General features: G+C 73.2%; 14 protein-coding genes. 3 read left to right on the forward strand and 11 right to left on the reverse strand.

The window, feature by feature from the left end; translation table 11 throughout:
• Positions 1-95: 95 nt before the first annotated feature.
• Complete coding sequence (locus TNCT6_RS05595; protein ID WP_141357173.1) at positions 96-1,274, reverse strand: damage-control phosphatase ARMT1 family protein; 1,179 nt, start codon at positions 1,272-1,274, stop codon at positions 96-98.
• A 22-nt stretch (positions 1,275-1,296) separates the two neighbouring features.
• Positions 1,297-1,944 (reverse strand): ScbR family autoregulator-binding transcription factor, encoded by a 648-nt coding sequence (locus TNCT6_RS05600; protein WP_141357175.1) that lies wholly within the window; start codon positions 1,942-1,944, stop codon positions 1,297-1,299.
• A 300-nt stretch (positions 1,945-2,244) separates the two neighbouring features.
• Here TNCT6_RS05600 and TNCT6_RS05605 point away from each other — a divergent pair, with 300 nt between their 5' ends.
• Positions 2,245-3,258: a lytic polysaccharide monooxygenase gene (locus TNCT6_RS05605; RefSeq protein WP_141357177.1), complete on the forward strand. Its 1,014-nt coding sequence runs from the start codon at positions 2,245-2,247 to the stop codon at positions 3,256-3,258.
• Here the strand turns inward: TNCT6_RS05605 and mgtA are convergent.
• Both mgtA and TNCT6_RS05615 read right to left on the reverse strand, forming a co-directional pair.
• Positions 3,215-5,926: a magnesium-translocating P-type ATPase gene (mgtA, locus tag TNCT6_RS05610; protein WP_141357179.1), complete on the reverse strand. Its 2,712-nt coding sequence runs from the start codon at positions 5,924-5,926 to the stop codon at positions 3,215-3,217. The genes TNCT6_RS05605 and mgtA overlap by 44 nt on opposite strands.
• Positions 5,916-6,272 carry a metalloregulator ArsR/SmtB family transcription factor gene (locus TNCT6_RS05615; protein ID WP_141357181.1) on the reverse strand — a complete coding sequence of 119 codons (357 nt, stop codon included), beginning with the start codon at positions 6,270-6,272 and terminating at the stop codon, positions 5,916-5,918. The genes mgtA and TNCT6_RS05615 overlap by 11 nt, the downstream gene beginning before the upstream one ends.
• Positions 6,273-6,461: 189 nt before the next feature.
• On the opposite strand from TNCT6_RS05615, the gene TNCT6_RS05620 reads away from it, so the two are divergent.
• Positions 6,462-6,917 (forward strand): tellurite resistance TerB family protein, encoded by a 456-nt coding sequence (locus tag TNCT6_RS05620; protein ID WP_141357183.1) that lies wholly within the window; start codon positions 6,462-6,464, stop codon positions 6,915-6,917.
• A 108-nt stretch (positions 6,918-7,025) separates the two neighbouring features.
• Here TNCT6_RS05620 and TNCT6_RS05625 read toward each other — a convergent pair whose 3' ends face one another.
• The 5 genes from TNCT6_RS05625 to TNCT6_RS05645 form a co-directional block, all read right to left on the reverse strand.
• Entirely contained in the window at positions 7,026-7,985 is a 960-nt protein-coding gene (locus tag TNCT6_RS05625) for an ABC transporter substrate-binding protein (RefSeq protein ID WP_141357185.1), read from the reverse strand.
• A 220-nt stretch (positions 7,986-8,205) separates the two neighbouring features.
• The gene (locus TNCT6_RS05630) at positions 8,206-8,874 is read right to left on the reverse strand and encodes an ABC transporter permease (protein WP_141357187.1); all 669 of its coding nucleotides are present in this window, start codon (positions 8,872-8,874) and stop codon (positions 8,206-8,208) included.
• Entirely contained in the window at positions 8,871-9,587 is a 717-nt protein-coding gene (locus tag TNCT6_RS05635) for an ABC transporter permease (protein ID WP_141357189.1), read from the reverse strand. Before TNCT6_RS05635 ends, TNCT6_RS05630 begins: the two co-directional genes overlap by 4 nt.
• On the reverse strand, positions 9,584-10,756 hold the full coding sequence (locus tag TNCT6_RS05640; protein ID WP_172632808.1) for an ABC transporter ATP-binding protein: 1,173 nt from the start codon (positions 10,754-10,756) through the stop codon (positions 9,584-9,586). Before TNCT6_RS05640 ends, TNCT6_RS05635 begins: the two co-directional genes overlap by 4 nt.
• Before the next feature lie 364 nt (positions 10,757-11,120).
• Positions 11,121-11,486 (reverse strand): DUF6479 family protein, encoded by a 366-nt coding sequence (locus TNCT6_RS05645; RefSeq protein WP_141357191.1) that lies wholly within the window; start codon positions 11,484-11,486, stop codon positions 11,121-11,123.
• Positions 11,487-11,666: 180 nt separating this feature from the next.
• Between TNCT6_RS05645 and TNCT6_RS05650 the strand changes: the two genes are divergently transcribed.
• Positions 11,667-14,519 carry a SpoIIE family protein phosphatase gene (locus TNCT6_RS05650; protein WP_373996155.1) on the forward strand — a complete coding sequence of 951 codons (2,853 nt, stop codon included), beginning with the start codon at positions 11,667-11,669 and terminating at the stop codon, positions 14,517-14,519.
• Positions 14,520-14,590: 71 nt separating this feature from the next.
• Here TNCT6_RS05650 and msrB read toward each other — a convergent pair whose 3' ends face one another.
• A complete protein-coding gene (gene msrB, locus TNCT6_RS05655; RefSeq protein ID WP_141357193.1) occupies positions 14,591-14,998 on the reverse strand; it encodes a peptide-methionine (R)-S-oxide reductase MsrB in 408 nt (135 codons plus the stop codon).
• A 14-nt stretch (positions 14,999-15,012) separates the two neighbouring features.
• Complete coding sequence (murC, locus tag TNCT6_RS05660; RefSeq protein ID WP_141357195.1) at positions 15,013-16,401, reverse strand: UDP-N-acetylmuramate--L-alanine ligase; 1,389 nt, start codon at positions 16,399-16,401, stop codon at positions 15,013-15,015.
• Between the last annotated feature and the right edge of the window lie 31 nt (positions 16,402-16,432).

Consider the following 16,432-nt stretch of genomic DNA (forward strand, 5'->3'; position numbering starts at 1 on the left):
ACACTCCGGCACCATCCGTACGCACCAACTGGATCACTCCATCGCGTGAATCCGCACGTGAATGGGGTTGTCGCGCGGTGCGGCCGGCCGGCGGCTCAGGTCCCGACCTGGATCAGCGCGTGCGTGCCCGCGACGCGCCAGCGCTCGCCCTCGGCGGCGTCCAGCGCGGCCTCGGTGTCCGCGTCCAGGCCGGTGATCACGTCGGACTTCAGGGTGCGCAGGGCGGCGAGGGGGCCGGGGAAGTAGCCGGTGGTGTCCGCGAACGGCGTGGTCGGGGGCCACAGCCGGTCGCCCACCAGCCGCCGGTAGTTCAGGTCGCCCTTGAACACGGTCAGCGTGGCCGCGGCGAACTCCTCGCGCAGGTCGGCGGGCATGTCGGCGTAGGGCAGCGGGGCGCAGGAGAAGGGGTGTGCCCGGACCGTCAGCCGGCCGTCGGCCATCGCCGCCCACAGGCGGCGTCCGTGTTCCGCGGCCGCGCCGGGAGCCGCCGTCAGCCGGCGCACGGCGTCGACGACGTCGGCGGTGGTGGCGTCGGAGACGTAGTACGGGTACGGCTTGACGTGCAGGACCGCCCGCCGGACGCGGCCCTGGGCGAGGAGGTGGGCGACGAGGAGGAGATCGGGGACGAGTTCGCGGCCTGCGTTGTCGGCGACCAGGCAGAGCGTGCCGCTGCCGGAGGGCGGCAGCAGCGACCAGAGGGCCTCCCTGTCGTCGGCGACCAGGGCGGGGACGGGCGGTCCGGCCTCGGCGCCGCCCGCCGACAGCCGGAAGCCGAGGTCGGCGCGGTTGCCCCAGAGCGAGCCGTGCAGCAGGGCGTCCGCGCGCTCCGCCGCCGGCTTGCCCCCCAGTTCGTCGAGCGCCGCCAGTTCCTCGTCGGTCTCCGGGGAGTCGAGTTCGGCGAGTTTGGACGGGCGGAAGGGGTCGATGCCCTGCCAGGGGCCGGGTGCGAAGTAGCCGACGGCTTCGAGGAGCCGGCGGTAGAAGTAGCTCTCGGACCACAGCCACGGCACGTCGAACCAGGAGTGGCCGGCGTACTGTCCCAGGCCCCAGTCCTGCCAGCGGTCGCGGTCGGGCGCGGCGGCGGGAAGGTCGTCGATCACGCCCTCGGCGCAGCTCTCCAGCAGCGCGTCCAGGGCCCGGTGCTGCCCGGGTCCGTAGGGGAAGGCGTCGCGCACCTGCCGGATGACGGCCGGGTGCCGTTCGGCCAGCACGCTGTGCGGGAAGGAACCGGGTTCGTCGCCGACGAGTACGGGCGCGGACGGGTTGGCGGGCATGCGCCTCACCGTACCCGGCGGGTCATACGACGACGATCTCCCGCTCCAGCCGGGTGGCGAGGCTCAGATAGCGGGGGCGCCGGTGCACCGGCACGAGGCCGCGGATCAGCAGGTGCCACATCTCGGTCGTCCTGCGCGGCAGCCGCGCCATGGGTTCCAGGGGCCGGCCGGCGACCCGGGTGCCGACGAAGAAGCAGACGAGGGAGTGCGCGACGGCGTGGACGTCGACGTCCTGCTGGATCTCGTACTCCTTGACGGCGCCGAGGAGTTTGCCGGTGGCGATGTCCAGCCACTCGGTGAACGGGTGCCGCAGCGGCGGGCGCACCTCGACTCCTCCGGTGGCCAGTCGCAGGCCGGCGCGGGTGACGGGGCCCTCCACGGTGAGACGGGTGAGCGCGTAGGTGATGCGTATCAGGGCCTCCAGCGACGAGTAGCCCTGCTCGTCCACGCGACTGGTCACCTGCCGGGCGGCCCGGGACTGCAACTCCAGGATGGCGTGGGCCAGATCCTCCTTGGCCGCGAAGTGGAAGTACAGGGCGCCCTTGGTGACGTGTGCGTGTGTGACGATGTCGCTCAGGCTGGTCCGTTCGTAGCCGTGCCGGTCGAACAGGTCGGCGGCGGCCGTGATGATCGACGCGCGGGTCTGTTCGGCGCGTAACTGCCTCGGCATGGACAGAACACTCCCGGGGCCGTTAACGAACGGGGCGTGCCGTTTGTTTCTCACTCCGCGTACACGATAGCTCACGGCTCCGAGGCGTCCACCAGGGCCCCTTGGACCTTCCGCCGTCACCCTCGGCGCTCCGGAAGCGTGCGCCGCCGGTGGAAGCAGACGGGACGCGCTGTATCGGCGCCCGCCGCCCGTCCGCGCTCATGTGCCACCACTCGCGGGCCGGTTGAACGCTTCGCGCCCGCCGCCCGTACTGGACCGCGCAGCAGCCCGTTTCCCCGTCGGCCCAGGAGACGTCTCCCGATGACCCGGACGACCGCGCCCCTCGGGCGCACCGCAGCCGCTACGGCGGTGTCGGCCCTGCTCATGGTGTGGGCGGCCGGGCCCGCACACGCGCACGGCGCCCCGACCGACCCGGTCAGCCGGGTGTTCGCCTGCTCGCCGGACGGGGGCGGCCGGGCCGGTTCGGCCGCCTGCCGGGCGGCCGTCGCCGCGAACGGAGCCCCTTTCACCGCGTGGGACAACCTGCGGGTGGCGAGCGTGGGTGGCCGGGACCGCCAGGTCGTCCCCGACGGAAAGCTGTGCAGCGGAGGACTGCCCGCGTACAAGGGCCTCGACCTCGCCCGCGACGACTGGCCGTCGACCCGTCTGGTGCCGGGCGCGGGGCTCACGATGGCGTACGCCTCGACGATCCCGCACGAGGGCACGTTCAAGCTCTATCTGACCAGGCAGGGCTACGACCCGACGAAGCCGCTGACCTGGTCGGACCTGCCCGCCCAGCCCTTCGCCGAGGTCAAGGACCCACCGCTGACGGGCGGCGCGTACCGCATCGGGGCGACGCTGCCCGCCGACCGGGCGGGCCGTCATGTGCTGTTCACCATCTGGCAGAACAGCAGCACGCCGGACACCTACTACTCGTGCTCGGACGTGGTGTTCGCGAAGGCGACAAAGGCGACAAAGGGGACAAAGGGGACCGGCGGCACGAGCGGTTCGGGCGGCACGAGCGGAACGGCCGGGCCGGCCAAGCCGGGTGACTCCGGCCGCTCGGGCGGGAGCCCGGCCGCCGGTACGCCGGAGCCGGGCACGCAGGCCCCGAGTCCGGGCCACTCGCACGGGCCGTACACGACCGATCCCGCGCGGCAGACACCGGACTCCGCCGCCGCTCAGGCGCGTTCGGGCGCTCCCGACAGCAGCCCGGTGGCGTCCGCGACCGACGCCGGCCAGGGTCCTTCCGCGCCACTGCTGGCGGGCGGCGCCGCCGTGGTACTGGTGCTCACCGGGGGCGCCGCCCTCGCCCTGCGGCTGCGCGGCCGCTGAACACGCTCGTGCCGGCCGATGACCGGCACTCGCCTCGGCTCCGGCCGGCTTCCTGACCAGGAGCCTCGGCGGCGTACCCGGGCCCGACGGCTTCCGGAGTTCGCCGCTCGTACCGCCGGACCGCCGCCGCGAGGGCGAGTCCGTACGGTGCCAGGACGGCGGCGAGCAGAACGTAGTAGGGCAACGGAAGCCCTGTCATGCCCAGCGGCGGGCCCAGCGGACTGACCGGGAGCAGCAGCCCGGCGAGGGCGAGGCCGGCCGCGGCCCGGCCGACGGGTCCGGGCAGCCGCCGTCGGCCGCCCTCGTCCCGGCCGGTGCGCAGGAGCACCATCACCAGCGCCTGGGTCAGCAGGTTCTCGGTGAACCAGGCCGAGTGGAAGACGGCCTCGTCGTTCAGCGCGTCGGGTCCCCACAGAACGAGGGCGAGGACGGCGAAGGTCGCGAAGTCCGCGACCGCGTTGAGCGCGCCGAACCCGGTGATGAACCGCAGGAAGGCACGCGGCCGCAGCGCGGTCGGGCGGCGCAGCGCCGCCCTTCCCGGACGGTCGTGGGCGAAGGACGACTGGGCCGCGTCGAAGCAGAGGTTCTGGACGAGCACCTGCACCGGGAGCATCGGCAGGAAGGGCAGCAGCAGGCCCGCGACGAGCATCGCTATGACGTTGCCGAGGTTGGACGAGAGCGTGACGCGCAGATAGGAGGCGATGTTGCCGCTGGCCCGCCGGCCGGCGACCACGGCGTGGCCGATCGCGGTGAGGTCCTTGTCGGCGAGCACCACGTCGGCGCTGTCCCGGGCGATGTCGCAGGCCGCCCGCGGTGCGACGCCGACGTCGGCGGCCCGCAGCGCGGGCACGTCGTTGGCGCCGTCGCCGAGGAAGCCGACGGTGTGCCCCGCGTCCCGCAGCGCGGCCACGACCCGGGCCTTGTCGTCCGGCGTGCAGCGGGCGAAGACGGTGGAACGGGCTGCGGCCGCCGCGAGGTCCCCGTCCCCGCCGGGCCCGGAGCCCACCGTGTGCACCTCCCCCACCTCGAGCCCCAGGTCACGGCAGACGCGCGCCGCCGTGCCGGGGTGGTCGCCGGTGAGGATCTTCACGGTGACACCGGCCTCGGCGAGCCCGCGCAGGGCCTCGGCCGCGGTCGGCGCGAGCGCGTCACGGAAGGCGATCAGGCCCCGGAAGGTGAGGCCGCGCTCGTCGGCGGGGGTGTAGTCGCCGGTGCGGGCGGCGCGTTCGGCGGTGGCGAGGGCCAGCAGCCGCAGCCCGGCGTCCGCCTCGCGCGCGGCGAGTTCCCGCAGGCGCTCGCGCTCGGCGGGCTCCAGCGCGCAGCGCTCCAGTACGTCCTCCACGGCGCCCCGGACGACGAGGACGTGCCTGCCGAACCGGCCCCGCACCACGGCGGTGGCCAGGCGCCGTACCGGGTCGAAGGGGACGGCCGCGACCCCGTCGTGCTCCTCGCCGACCGCTCCGGCGGCCTCCAGGAGTGCCTCGTCGAGCGCGTCCGGGGCGGGCAGTTCGGCGAGCTGGAGGGTCCACCAGGCGCCGACCGCGGCCCAGCGCAGCACCTCCGGGTCGTCCCGGCCGTCCGCGTCGAGGGCCCGTTCGACGACGGGCCGGTCCTGGGTGAGGGTGCCGGTCTTGTCGACGCAGAGCACGTCGACGGCGCCCAGGTCGTGCAGTGCGGGCAGCCGCTTGACGATGACGCCGTGCGCCCCCGCGAGCTGCCGGGTGCCGCGGGCCAGGCAGAGGGTGACGATCACCGGCAGCATCTCGGGTGTGAGCCCGACGGCCACCGCCACGGCGAAGGGCAGCGTCTCCAGGCCGCGCCCGCGCAGCGCCGCGTTCGCCACCAGCACCAGCGGCGGCGTCAGCAGCATGAACCGGATGAGCACCCAGGAGATGCCCTGCACGGAGCGGTCGAAGGCGCTGAGGGCCGTCCGGTCCCCGCGCCCGCGGCCCGCGGTCCCGTGGGCGGCGGCGAACCGCGTGCGCGCGCCCGTGTGCACCACCACGGCGGTGGCCGTGCCGGTGGCGACGCTGCTGCCCTGGAAGCACAGGTGCGCCTGTCCGAACGGGCCGCTTTCCCCGAGCCCCGGCTCCTCCACGGCCGCCTTGGCGACCGGGGCGGACTCGCCGGTCAGCGCGGCCTGATGCACGGTCAGCCCTCGGGCGCGCAGGAGTCGTACGTCGGCCGGTACGCGGTCGCCGGGGCCGAGCCGGAGCACGTCGCCCGGCACCAGTTCGGTGACCGGGACCTCCCGGGCGCGCGGCCGTTCCCCGCCGGCCGTCCGCCGCAGCACGGTGGCGGTGCCGGCGACCAGTTCACGCAGGGCGGCCATGGACCGGTCGGCCCGGTGCTCGCCGGTCGCGCGCAGCACACAGCTGACCACGACCAGGCTGAGGATCACCGCGGCGGTCCCCCAGGAGGCGACGAGCGTGGAGACCAGGCCCAGGCAGAGCAGTACGGCGGTGAACGGGTCCCGCAGGGAGCGCACCCACAGCAGGGGCCAGGACGGGGTGCGCACCTCGGGGACCGTGTTCTCGCCGACCGCCGCCAGTCGTGCCTCCGCCTCGGCGTCGGTCAGCCCGCGCGGACCGCTGTCGAGCCGCCGCAGTACCTGGAGGGGTGTTCCCTCCGGCTCGGCCGGGCGCGCCGCCGCGAGCTCAGAGGCCACGGAGGCGGCGCGCCGGGGCGTCGGCGTCGGCTCCCCGGTCGGTGAGCCGGGCGACCGTGAGCCGTACGACGTCGACCACGTCGGGGTCGTCGACGAAGTAGACCTGCCGCCGGCCCTCGCGGCGGGAGCGGACGAGCCCGGCGAGCTTGAGTTTGGTCAGGTGCTGGCTGACGGCGGGCAGCGCCCCGCCGACCCGCTCGGCGAGCCCGGTGACGTCGCTCTCGCCCTGGGCCAGTGCCCACACGATGTGCAGCCGGGCGGGCGAGGCGAGCAGCCCGAAGGCCGCGGCCGCCTCCGCGAGCACGTCGGCGGGCGGATCCTCGAAGCCACTGCCGGCTGCCGCCACGGTCGTCTTCCTCCTGTTCGCGCACGCCCGCACGCCAGGTACGAGCCGCACCAGTCTAGGCGGCCCCGTACGAACGGGACCCGCCGGAACTCGTCCACCGGAACTTATCCGTCGCTCCGCTAGTTTCTACGTTGCTGTAGATGCAGCACGGAACGTGTTAGGCCACCCGACACCACACTTGGAGAGCACATGGCCCTGTGGGACCGCATCAAGGACTCCGCGACGCAGATGCAGACCCAGCTCGTGGCGAAGAAGAACGACCTGAAGAGCGGTGCCTTCCGGGACGCGAGCATGGCGATGTGCGCCCTCGTGGCCGCCGCCGACGGCACCGTCGACCCTTCGGAGCGCCAGCGTGTCGCACAGCTGATCGCCACCAACGAGGTGCTGCAGAACTTCCCCGCGGACGATCTGCGCCGCCGCTTCGAGGAGAACCTGAACAGGCTGACCGCGGACTTCGACTTCGGCAAGGTCAGCGTGTTGCAGGAGATCGCCAAGGCGAAGAAGAAGCCCGCCGAGGCCCGTGCCGTCGTCCAGATCGGCATCGTCATCGGCGGCGCGGACGGCGACTTCGACAAGACCGAGCAGGCCATGGTGCGCGAGGCCTGCTTCGCCCTGGGGCTGCCGCCGCACGAGTTCGACCTCTGAGCCGGCGGGTCCCGCGGCTCGACGCCTCGCCGGGTGCCGGACGGTCGTCCGGTACCCGGCGAGGGAGCGGTGTCACGGCCCCGCGGGCCGTGTCCCCACCGCGGTCGGTCAGTCGAGGCCCGCGGACTTCAGCCAGGCCTTGGCCACGTCGAGCGGGTCCTTGTTCTGCGACTGCACCTGGGTGTCCAGGTCCAGCAGGGTGGCCGTGTCCAGCTTGGCGGAGACCGCGTTGAGCGCGTCGACGCCCTTCTGGTCCAGGCCGGACTTGTACACCAGCGGCTGGACGTTCTCGAAGCCGAAGAGGTTCTTCGGGTCCTGAAGGACGACGAACTTCTCCTTGGCGATGGTCGGATCCGTGGTGAACAGGTCGGCGACCTGCACGGTGTTCTTCTTCAGCGCCGCCTGGGTCAGCGGGCCGCCCGCGTCCAACGCCTTGAAGGACTTGAACTCCAGCCCGTACTCGGACTTCAGGCCCTTGAGGCCCTGGTGCCGGGCCTGGAACTCCGGCGAGCCGCCGATGACCAGGTCCTTGGCGGCGTCCTTGAGGTCCGCGATGGAGGACTTCTCGGTGAGGCCGTACTTCTTCGCCGTCGTGGCGTTGACGGTGACGGAGTCCTTGTCCTCCGCGGGCGCCGGTTCGAGCAGCGTCAGCCCGGAGTCGAGCTTGGCGCCGATGGCGGCCGTCGTCGCCTCGACCGTCTGCGGGGCGGCCTTGGAGTCGAGATACGCCAGCAGCGCCCCGTTGTACTCGGGCAGCACGGTGATCGAGCCGTTCTTGAGCAGACCGTAGGTGGTCTCGCGGCTGCCGATGTTGGGCTTGTACTCGACCTTGATGCCCTTGGCCTTCAGGGCCTCGCCGTAGATGTCGGCGATCAGGATGCTCTCGGCGAAGTTGTTGGAGCCGACGACGACCGTGCCGGCGCCCGCCCTGCCCTCCGCGAGCGGGTCCTTGCCGGAGGAGCCACCGGACGAACACCCCGCGAGAAGCGCCGCGGAGGCGGCGAGTGCGACGGCGGCCGCCCCGAAGTGGCTCTTGCTGGACTTGGTGCTCTTCGTGTTGGAAGTCACAATTCCCGTTCCCGGCTGAGAGGTTGGTCGGGCACATGGCAGCGGCGGCGGCACGCGGGACGCGAGCACCGCCGTTTGATCCAATCCAGCGGCTTCTTCGTCAGTCAAGAGGCGCCGGGTCACCGATCGGCTTCGATGCGTGGCAGGTGGTGAGGACGGAGGGCGCCCGGGGAGGCCGGGGATCCGCCCCGGCCCCGGGGTGCCGCTTCGCCGCCCGCGGTCAGCCGCCACGGCGCACCCCGGGCGACACCGTCACCCGCGCGACCGCCCAGAACACCGCGAGCGTCGCCAGCGCCATCACGGCGACCAGCGTGGCCCCGCCCACGACCTTCTCGTAGTCGTGCTGGTAGAGGCCGTCGACGATGTACCGGCCGAGGCCGCCGAGGCTGACGTACGCGGCGATGGTGGCCGTGGAGACGATCTGGATGGCCGCCGACCGCAGTCCGCTGAGGATCAGCGGGAGGGCGACGGGCAGTTCGACCTGGAACAGGACGCGCGACTCGGCCATGCCCATGCCCCGGGCCGCGTCCACCGGCGAGGGGTCGACGGAGCGCATCGCCTCGTAGGTCGTGATCAGGATCGGCGGGACGGCGAGGACGACCAGCGGGATCATCACGGGGATCTTGCCGAAGCCGAGCAGGATCACCATCAGCACCAGCAGACCGAAGCTGGGCAGCGCCCGCCCGGCGGTGGCGATCAGGGCGAGGGCGTTGCCGCCGCGCCCGTAGTGCCCGGTGACCAGGCCGACCGGCAGGCCGATGACGGCGGCCAGGCCCAGGGCCATCAGGGAGTACTGGACGTGCTCCGCGAGGCGCGTGGGGATGCCGTCGTAGCCCTTCCAGTGGGCCGCGTCGCTGAAGAAGGCGTTGACGAAGTGGAGTACGTTCACCGGGCGGCGTCCTCCCGTGCGGGCGTGGCCGGTTCGGGCCGGGCCTCGGCGTCCGTGGGGATGCCGCGACGGGTGCCGCGCGGCATCCAGGGGGTCAGCAGCAGGCGTACGAGGACCAGCACGGCGTCGACGACGACCGCCAGGGCCGCCGTGGTGAGGACGGAGTTCCAGGCGAGTTCGGGCCGGTTGTAGATCTGCGCGTCGTGGAGCAGATTGCCGAGGGCGCCCTGGTTGCCGATCAGCATCCCGACGCTGACGAGCGAGATGCTGGAGACGGCGGCCACCCGCAGCCCCGCGATGATGGCGGGCACCGCGATCGGCAACTGCACCTGGAGGTACCGGCGTACGGGCCCCAGGCCCATGGCGGTGGCCGCGGCCAGCGTCTCCTGCGGCACCGAGCGGACGCCGTCGACGATCGCCGGGACGAGCACGACGAGGCTGTAGACGGCGAGCGGGATCATCACGGTGAGCTCGGTCTGGCCGGTGTAGTCGATGAGGACGACGAAGAACGCCAGCGACGGGATCGCGTACAGCACCGTCGTCAGACCCAGCACGGGCGGGTACAGCCAGCGGAAGCGCACACACAGCTGGGCGAGGGGCAGGGCGGCGAGGAGACCGGCCAGCACCGGCAGCAGCGCCTCGCGCAGGTGCAGTCCGATCAGGCCGAACCAGCTGTGCTGAAGGTCGCTCGGAATGTCGAAGAATCGGTTCATCCGGCGACCCCGGCCTCGGCGCCGGCCTCCGCCGCGGCCCCCGCGCCGGCCTCCGCCCCGGTACGCCCCTCGGCGTGGGCGCTGCGGATCGCCTCGCCGATGGTCTGCTGCGAGACGACGCCGACCGCGCGGCCGGTGCCGTCCACGGCGACCGCCCAGCCGGTCGGCGAGAGCACGGCGCCGTCGAGGGCGGCGCGCAGCGAATCGGTGCCGTACTCGAAGGGCCGCCCGTGGGAGAGGAGCCGTGCGGCGTCGAGGGGGCCGTCGCCCAGCGCGCCCGGCTCGCTCCAGCCGAGGGGCCTGCCGTCCGGGTCGGTGACGAGGAGGTAGGGCACGTCGGGGGTGGCGCGGGCGGCGATCTGCTCGGCGGTGGAGTCGGCGGTGACGATCGGGGTCTTCGTCAACTCCAGTCCCCCGGAGGCGAAGAAGGACAGCCGGCGGATGCCGCGGTCGATACCGAGGAAGTCCTCCACGAAGTCGTCCGCGGGCGCGGAGAGCAGTTCGGCGGGCGGGGCGTACTGGGCCAGCCGGCCGCCGGTGCGCAGGACCGCCACCATCGTGCCGATTTTGACGGCCTCGTCGATGTCGTGCGTGACGAAGACGATGGTCTTGCCCAACTCTTCCTGGATGCGGAGCAGTTCGTCCTGGAGGCCCTTGCGCACCACCGGGTCCACGGCGGAGAACGGCTCGTCCATCAGCAGCACCGGCGGGTCGGCGGCGAGCGCCCGCGCCACGCCGACGCGCTGCTGCTGGCCGCCGGAGAGCTGGTACGGGTAGCGCTTGGCGAGCGAGGCGTCGAGGCCGACCCGCTCCATCAACTCGGCCGCCCGCGCGCGGGCCTTCTGCTTGCCCCAGCCGAGCAGGCGGGGCACGGTCGCGATGTTGTCCACGATGGTGCGGTGCTGGAAGAGCCCCGCGTGCTGGATGACGTACCCCATGGACCGGCGCAGGGCGTTGACGGGCTGTTCCTGGATGTCGACGCCGTCGAGGAGGATGGTGCCCCCGGTCGGCTCCACCATCCGGTTGATCATGCGCAGAGTGGTGGTCTTGCCACATCCCGACGGTCCGACGAGGACGGTGATCGAGCGGTCCGGTATGTCGAGCGAGAGCCGGTCGACAGCCAGCGTGCCGTCCGGATACCGCTTGGTGACTGAATCTATCCGTATCAAAACGCCGAATACCCTTCGGGTCTGGCAGGAGCTGCCCGCTCTCCGCCAAGGTCGCGCGGGCCGTTGCGGGAATGGTCCGAGCACCTTGTGACGTGCGACGACCGCACGTGACACCCCCGTCCCCCGTAACCGCACCGTGCGCAAGCTGTGAGCCCGGCGCGCGGGCCCGCCCGACCGGACGGTTCCCAGGCCCCGTGGCGCCTTTCGACACCGACGCCTACCCAGCATCGCGTCCGCGACACCGGTCGGCCTACGCGATCCGCGCCACGTCTCCGCCCTGCCCCGCCCCCGGCGCCCCGGCCCCGGCAAGGGGCGGGGGCGGGCCCGAAGGCCCGTCCCCTGGACGGGTGCGGCCGGGGCCGGGTCAGGTCCGGCCGGGGCCGCCACCGCCGAAGGATCCGCTGCTGCCCGGATGCCAGCGCCGCCGGTGCTGGTCCTGGCTGCGGCGGGTTCCGGTGGCGTGCAGCTCATAGGGCATGAGCCGCTCCCCGTCGTCCGGGTGGAGCTCGTCCAGCTCCCGCATCTCCCTGATCTCGTGGACGGCGCCGGTGACCGGCAGGTGCGGCTGCTCCGCCTCGGTCGGCCGGTCCGGCTCGCGGCGCATCACACCGATGCCCATACCGACGGCCCACACCAAGGCGATCACGATGACGAGTCCGCCGATGAAGGCGCCGAAGGTGGCCCACACATTGGGTGCCACGGCCAGTACGGCGTAGGAGGCTATGTCCATGTCTTCCACCCGCCTCACCAAGGAAAGCGAAGAGTGCCGGTGGCGCCGATGACGCCACCTGTGTCCCATATTGTCCCACCGTGCGAGTGCCCCGCAAAGTGCCCGCGACTCCCCGGGCGGCCGCCGCCCCGGTAGCCGCCGGTGACTCCGCCGTGGCCGCCGGTGCTGGAAAATGAACACATGGCCGGACTTCTCGACCGATGCCGGATCCTGATGTCCAACGTCCGCACCGGCCGTCGTCCGCTCCGGCACCGCGCGGACCCGGAGCCGGAGCGGGGACGGCGGACTCGGACCGGCGACGCGCACGGGCCTCGGCACACGCCCGCGTGGCGGCGGCGCCCGGCGCCGGGCGTGCGCAGCTTCGCCGCGCAGGCGTTCGCCGTCCAGATGGTGATGCTGCTGGTGCTCATCATCGCCGCGGGCGCCGTCCTCGTGCTCGAGACCTGGAACAACAGCCTGGCGGACGCCCGGCACCGCACCCGCTCCGTCGCCGAGTCCTTCGCCAGTGCCCCCGGGACGGCGCAGGCCCTCGACAGCCGCGATCCGACGGCGATCCTCCAGCCGCGCGCCGAGGAGACCCGGAAGCGGACGGGTGTGGCCTTCGTCGTCGTCTACCGGCCGGACGGGATCCGGCTCACGCACCCCGACCCCGCCCTGATCGGCAAGCACGTCATAGGCCCGTACAAGCAGGCGGTGGAGGGCAGGCCCTTCACGGAGGTCATCAACGCGACCCGCGGCCCCGCGGTCGACTCGATCGTCCCGGTCTTCCGGCCGGACGGCTCGGTCGCGGGCGTCGTGAGCGTCGCGATCACGCTCGGGACGGTGAACACGACGGTCCAGCACCAGTTGCCGGTCCTGCTCGGCGGCGTGGGGGGCGCGCTCGTCCTGGCCACGTGCGGATCGGCGTGGGCGAGCAGGCGGCTGCGGCGGCAGACCCATGGTCTGGGCCACGTCGAGCTGACGCGGATGTACGAGCACCACGACGCCGTCCTGCACTCCGTGCGGGAGGGCGTCCTCGTCCTCTCGGGCGAGGGCCGGCTGCTCCTGGCCAACGACGAGGCGCGGCGGCTGCTCGGCCTGCCGGCGGACGCGGAGGGACGCCGGATCGCCGATCTCGGCCTCGAACCGCGGGTGGCCGAGCTGCTGTCCTCCGGGCGGGTGGCCAGCGACGAGGTGCTCCTCGCGGGAGACCGGCTGCTGATCGTCAACACCCGTCTCACGGACCGCGCCGGAGGCCCGGCCGGCAGTGTGACGACGCTGCGGGACACCACGGAGCTGCGCGCCCTCTCGGGCCGGGTCGAGGAGGCTCAGGAGCGTCTGCGGCTGCTGTACGACGCGGGTGTGCGGGTCGGCACCGCCCTGGACGTCGTACGGACCGCCGAGGAACTGGCGGAGGTCGCCGTCCCCAGGTTCGCCGACCTGGTCACCGTCGAGCTGCTGGAGCCCGTCCTGCGCGGCGACGAGCCGACGGACACGGCGGACATGCGCCGCACGGTCATCCTCGGCGACAGCCTGGACCCGCCCGTCTTCCCCGTCGGAGGGCGGATCACCTGGGTGCCCGGCACCCCGATGGCGGCGGCGCTGGAGACCGGTCACGCGGTGCTGGAGGCCGATCTGGGCGCAGCCCGCGACTGGCGGGTCCAGAGCCCGGAGACGGCCGCGAGGATCCTCGACCACGGGATCCGCTCGCTCATCGCGGTACCGATGCGGGCGCGGGGCGTCCTGCTGGGACTGGCCGACTTCTGGCGGACGGACCGGCGCAGCCCCTTCGACGACGACGACCGCTCCCTCGCCGAGGAACTGGTCGCGCGGGCGGCCGTGTCCATCGACAACGCACGCCGCTACACCCACGCGCACGGCGTCGCCGTGACCCTGCAACGCAGCCTGCTGCCCCGGGGGCGGCCCGAGCAGAACGCGCTGGAGGTGGCCCACCGCTATCTGCCCGCGCAGGCCGGCGGCGTGGGCGGGGACTGGTTCGACGTGATCCCGCTGTCGGGCGCGCGCGTGGCCCTCGTCGTCGGCGACGTCGTCGGACACGGTCTGCACGCCGCCGCCACCATGGGCCGCCTGCGCACCGCGGTGCTCAACTTCTCGGCCCTCGACCTGCCGCCCGACGAGATCCTGGTCCACCTCGACGAACTGGTCACCCGGATCGACCAGGACCGGGCGGCCGAGGCCGAGGCCGACACGGTCACGGGGGCCACCTGCCTGTACGCGATCTACGACCCCGCCGGCGGACGCTGCACCGTGGCGACCGCGGGTCACCCCGGGCCGGCGCTGGTACGTCCCGACGGCACGGTGATCTTCCCCGAGGTGCCCGCCTCCCCGCCCCTCGGCCTGGCGGCGGGCCTGCCCGTCGGGACCGCCGAGCTGGACCTGGCGGAGGGTTCGCTCCTGGTCCTCTACACCGACGGGCTGGTCGAGGACCGGGACAGGGACATCGGCACCGGCCTCGCCCTGCTGCGCGACACCCTGGCCGGCCGGCCCGACCGGAGCCCGGAGGAGACGTGCCGGGAGGTGATCGACGCCGTGCTGCCACCGCGCCCCAGCGACGACGTGGCACTGCTGGTGGCCCGCACCCGGCTGCTGGACCCGGCGGACGTCGTGGAGTGGGACGTGCCCCGCGACTCCGCGTCCGTCGCCCCGGTGCGCGCGGCGTGCGCCCGGCAGCTGGACGCGTGGGGACTGGAGGAGGTGGGTTTCGACACCGAGCTGATGCTCAGCGAACTGGTCACCAACGCGATCCGCTACGGCAGCGAGCCGATCCGGGTGCGGATGCTGCGCGACCGCGACCTCATCTGCGAGGTCTCCGACGGCAGCAGCACCTCACCGCACCCGCGCCGGGCCGCCCTGACGGACGAGGGCGGACGCGGCCTGTTCCTCGTCGCCCAGCTGGCTCGGCGGTGGGGGACCAGGTACACACCCCACGGCAAGGTCATCTGGACCGAACAGCCGCTGCACGGCGGGTCGGCGCGGCCCGGCGGGGACCTGGGCGACCTGCTGCTCGACCAGTGGGACGACGAGGCGTTGTGACGGGCGCGCCGCCCGTGCTCCCGGACACGGTCGCGGGTCCCGGCGTCCGCCGGGACCCGCGACCCGCCGCCTCAGCCCTCGTCCGGGACCAGCCGCAGGGAGATCGAGTTGATGCAGTACCGCTGGTCGGTCGGGGTCGCGTACCCCTCACCCTCGAAGACGTGCCCGAGGTGCGACCCGCAGCGCGCGCACCGCACCTCGGTGCGCAGCATCCCGTGGGAGCGGTCCTCCAGCAGCTCCACGGCGTCGGTGTCCTTCGGGTCGTAGAAGGACGGCCAGCCGCAGTGGGACTCGAACTTGGTGCCGGAGGTGAACAGTTCCGCGCCGCAGGCCCGGCAGGAGTAGACACCCTTGGTCCTGGTGTCCGTGTACTCACCGGTGAAGGCGGGCTCCGTGCCGGCCTTGCGCAGCACGGCGTACTCGGCCGGGCTCAGCTCGGCCTGCCACTGCTCGTCCGGCTTCTCGACGTCGTACGGCATGGGTCTCGCGCCCCTCACTTCGACAGACGGTCCAGGATGCGCGGTCCGAGGTCGGTGACGTCGCCCGCGCCCATGGTGAGAACAAGATCGCCGGCCTTCGCCATTCCCGCGACCGCGTCGGGCACCTCGGCCTTGTCGTGGACGGCCGTCACGTCGGCGTCCGCCGCCCGCGCGGCGGCGATGATCAGCTCGCTGGTGACACCGGGGACCGGGTCCTCGCGGGCCGGGTAGATGTCGAGGACGACGGAGGCGTCCGCGAGGGCCAGCGCCTGGCCCATCTCCTTGCCCAGCTCCTGGGTGCGGGAGAACAGGTGCGGCTGGAAGACGACCAGGATCCGGCCGTCGCCCGCGGCCGCGCGCATCGCCTCCAGGTCGGCGGTCATCTCGGTCGGGTGGTGGGCGTAGGAGTCGACGACCTGGACGCCGGCGGCCTCACCCTTGAGCTGAAGGCGGCGCTTGACACCGGTGTACGCGGCCAGCGCGGAGGCGAGCTCGGCGGCCGGGACGCCCAGGGCGGCGCCCGCGGCCAGCGCGGCGACGGCGTTGTGCGCGTAGTGGCGGCCGGGCACGGAGACGGCGAAGGTGAGCTCGGTGCCGTCCAGCAGGACGGTGACCTCGCTCTTGAGGCCCTGCGGAACGACCGACAGGATCCGTACGTCGGCGTCCTCGGACTCGCCGTACGTCACCGTCCGCACCGCACCGGACACGCGCCGGGTCAGTTCCCGCGCGCCCGGGTGGTCGGCGGCGATCACCAGGGTGCCGCCGGGGACGATCCGGTCCACGAAGGTCTCGAAGGACTCGTAGATCTCGTCCATCGAGGCGTAGTTGGCATGGTGGTCGAGCTCGACGTTGAGAACGATGGCGACCTCGGGCGCGTACTTGTGGAAGCTGCGGTCCGACTCGTCCGCCTCGGCGACGAAGATCTCGCCGTCGCCGTGCAGCGCGTTGGAGCCGGGGGCGTCCAGGTCGCCGCCGATGGCGTACGACGGGCGCAGGCCCAGCTCGCCGAGGGACACGGCGAGCATCGAGGTGGTCGTCGTCTTTCCGTGGGTGCCGGCGACCGCGATCGGGCGCAGGCCCTCCATCAGGGCGGCCAGCGCGTCGGAGCGGTGGACGACCGGGATGCCCAGCTCGGCCGCGCGGGCCAGCTCCGGGTTGTCCCCGCGGATCGCCGAGGAGACGACGACGCAGCTGGCGTCGTCGGCGAGGTGCCCGGCCGCGTGCCCGATGTGCACGGTGGCGCCCAGCGCGCGCAGTGCCTGCGCGGTCGCCGACTCCTTGGCGTCGCTGCCCGCCACCTTGGCCCCGCGCTGGGCGAGGATCTTCGCGATGCCCGACATCCCGGCGCCGCCGATGCCGATGAAGTGCGGTCGGTCCATGGCGGTAGGAAGGCCGGGTGCCATGCGCTTTTCTCCCCAGGTGGTGCGGCTGCGG

Source organism: Streptomyces sp. 6-11-2 (genome assembly GCF_006540305.1).
Classification (GTDB): domain Bacteria; phylum Actinomycetota; class Actinomycetes; order Streptomycetales; family Streptomycetaceae; genus Streptomyces.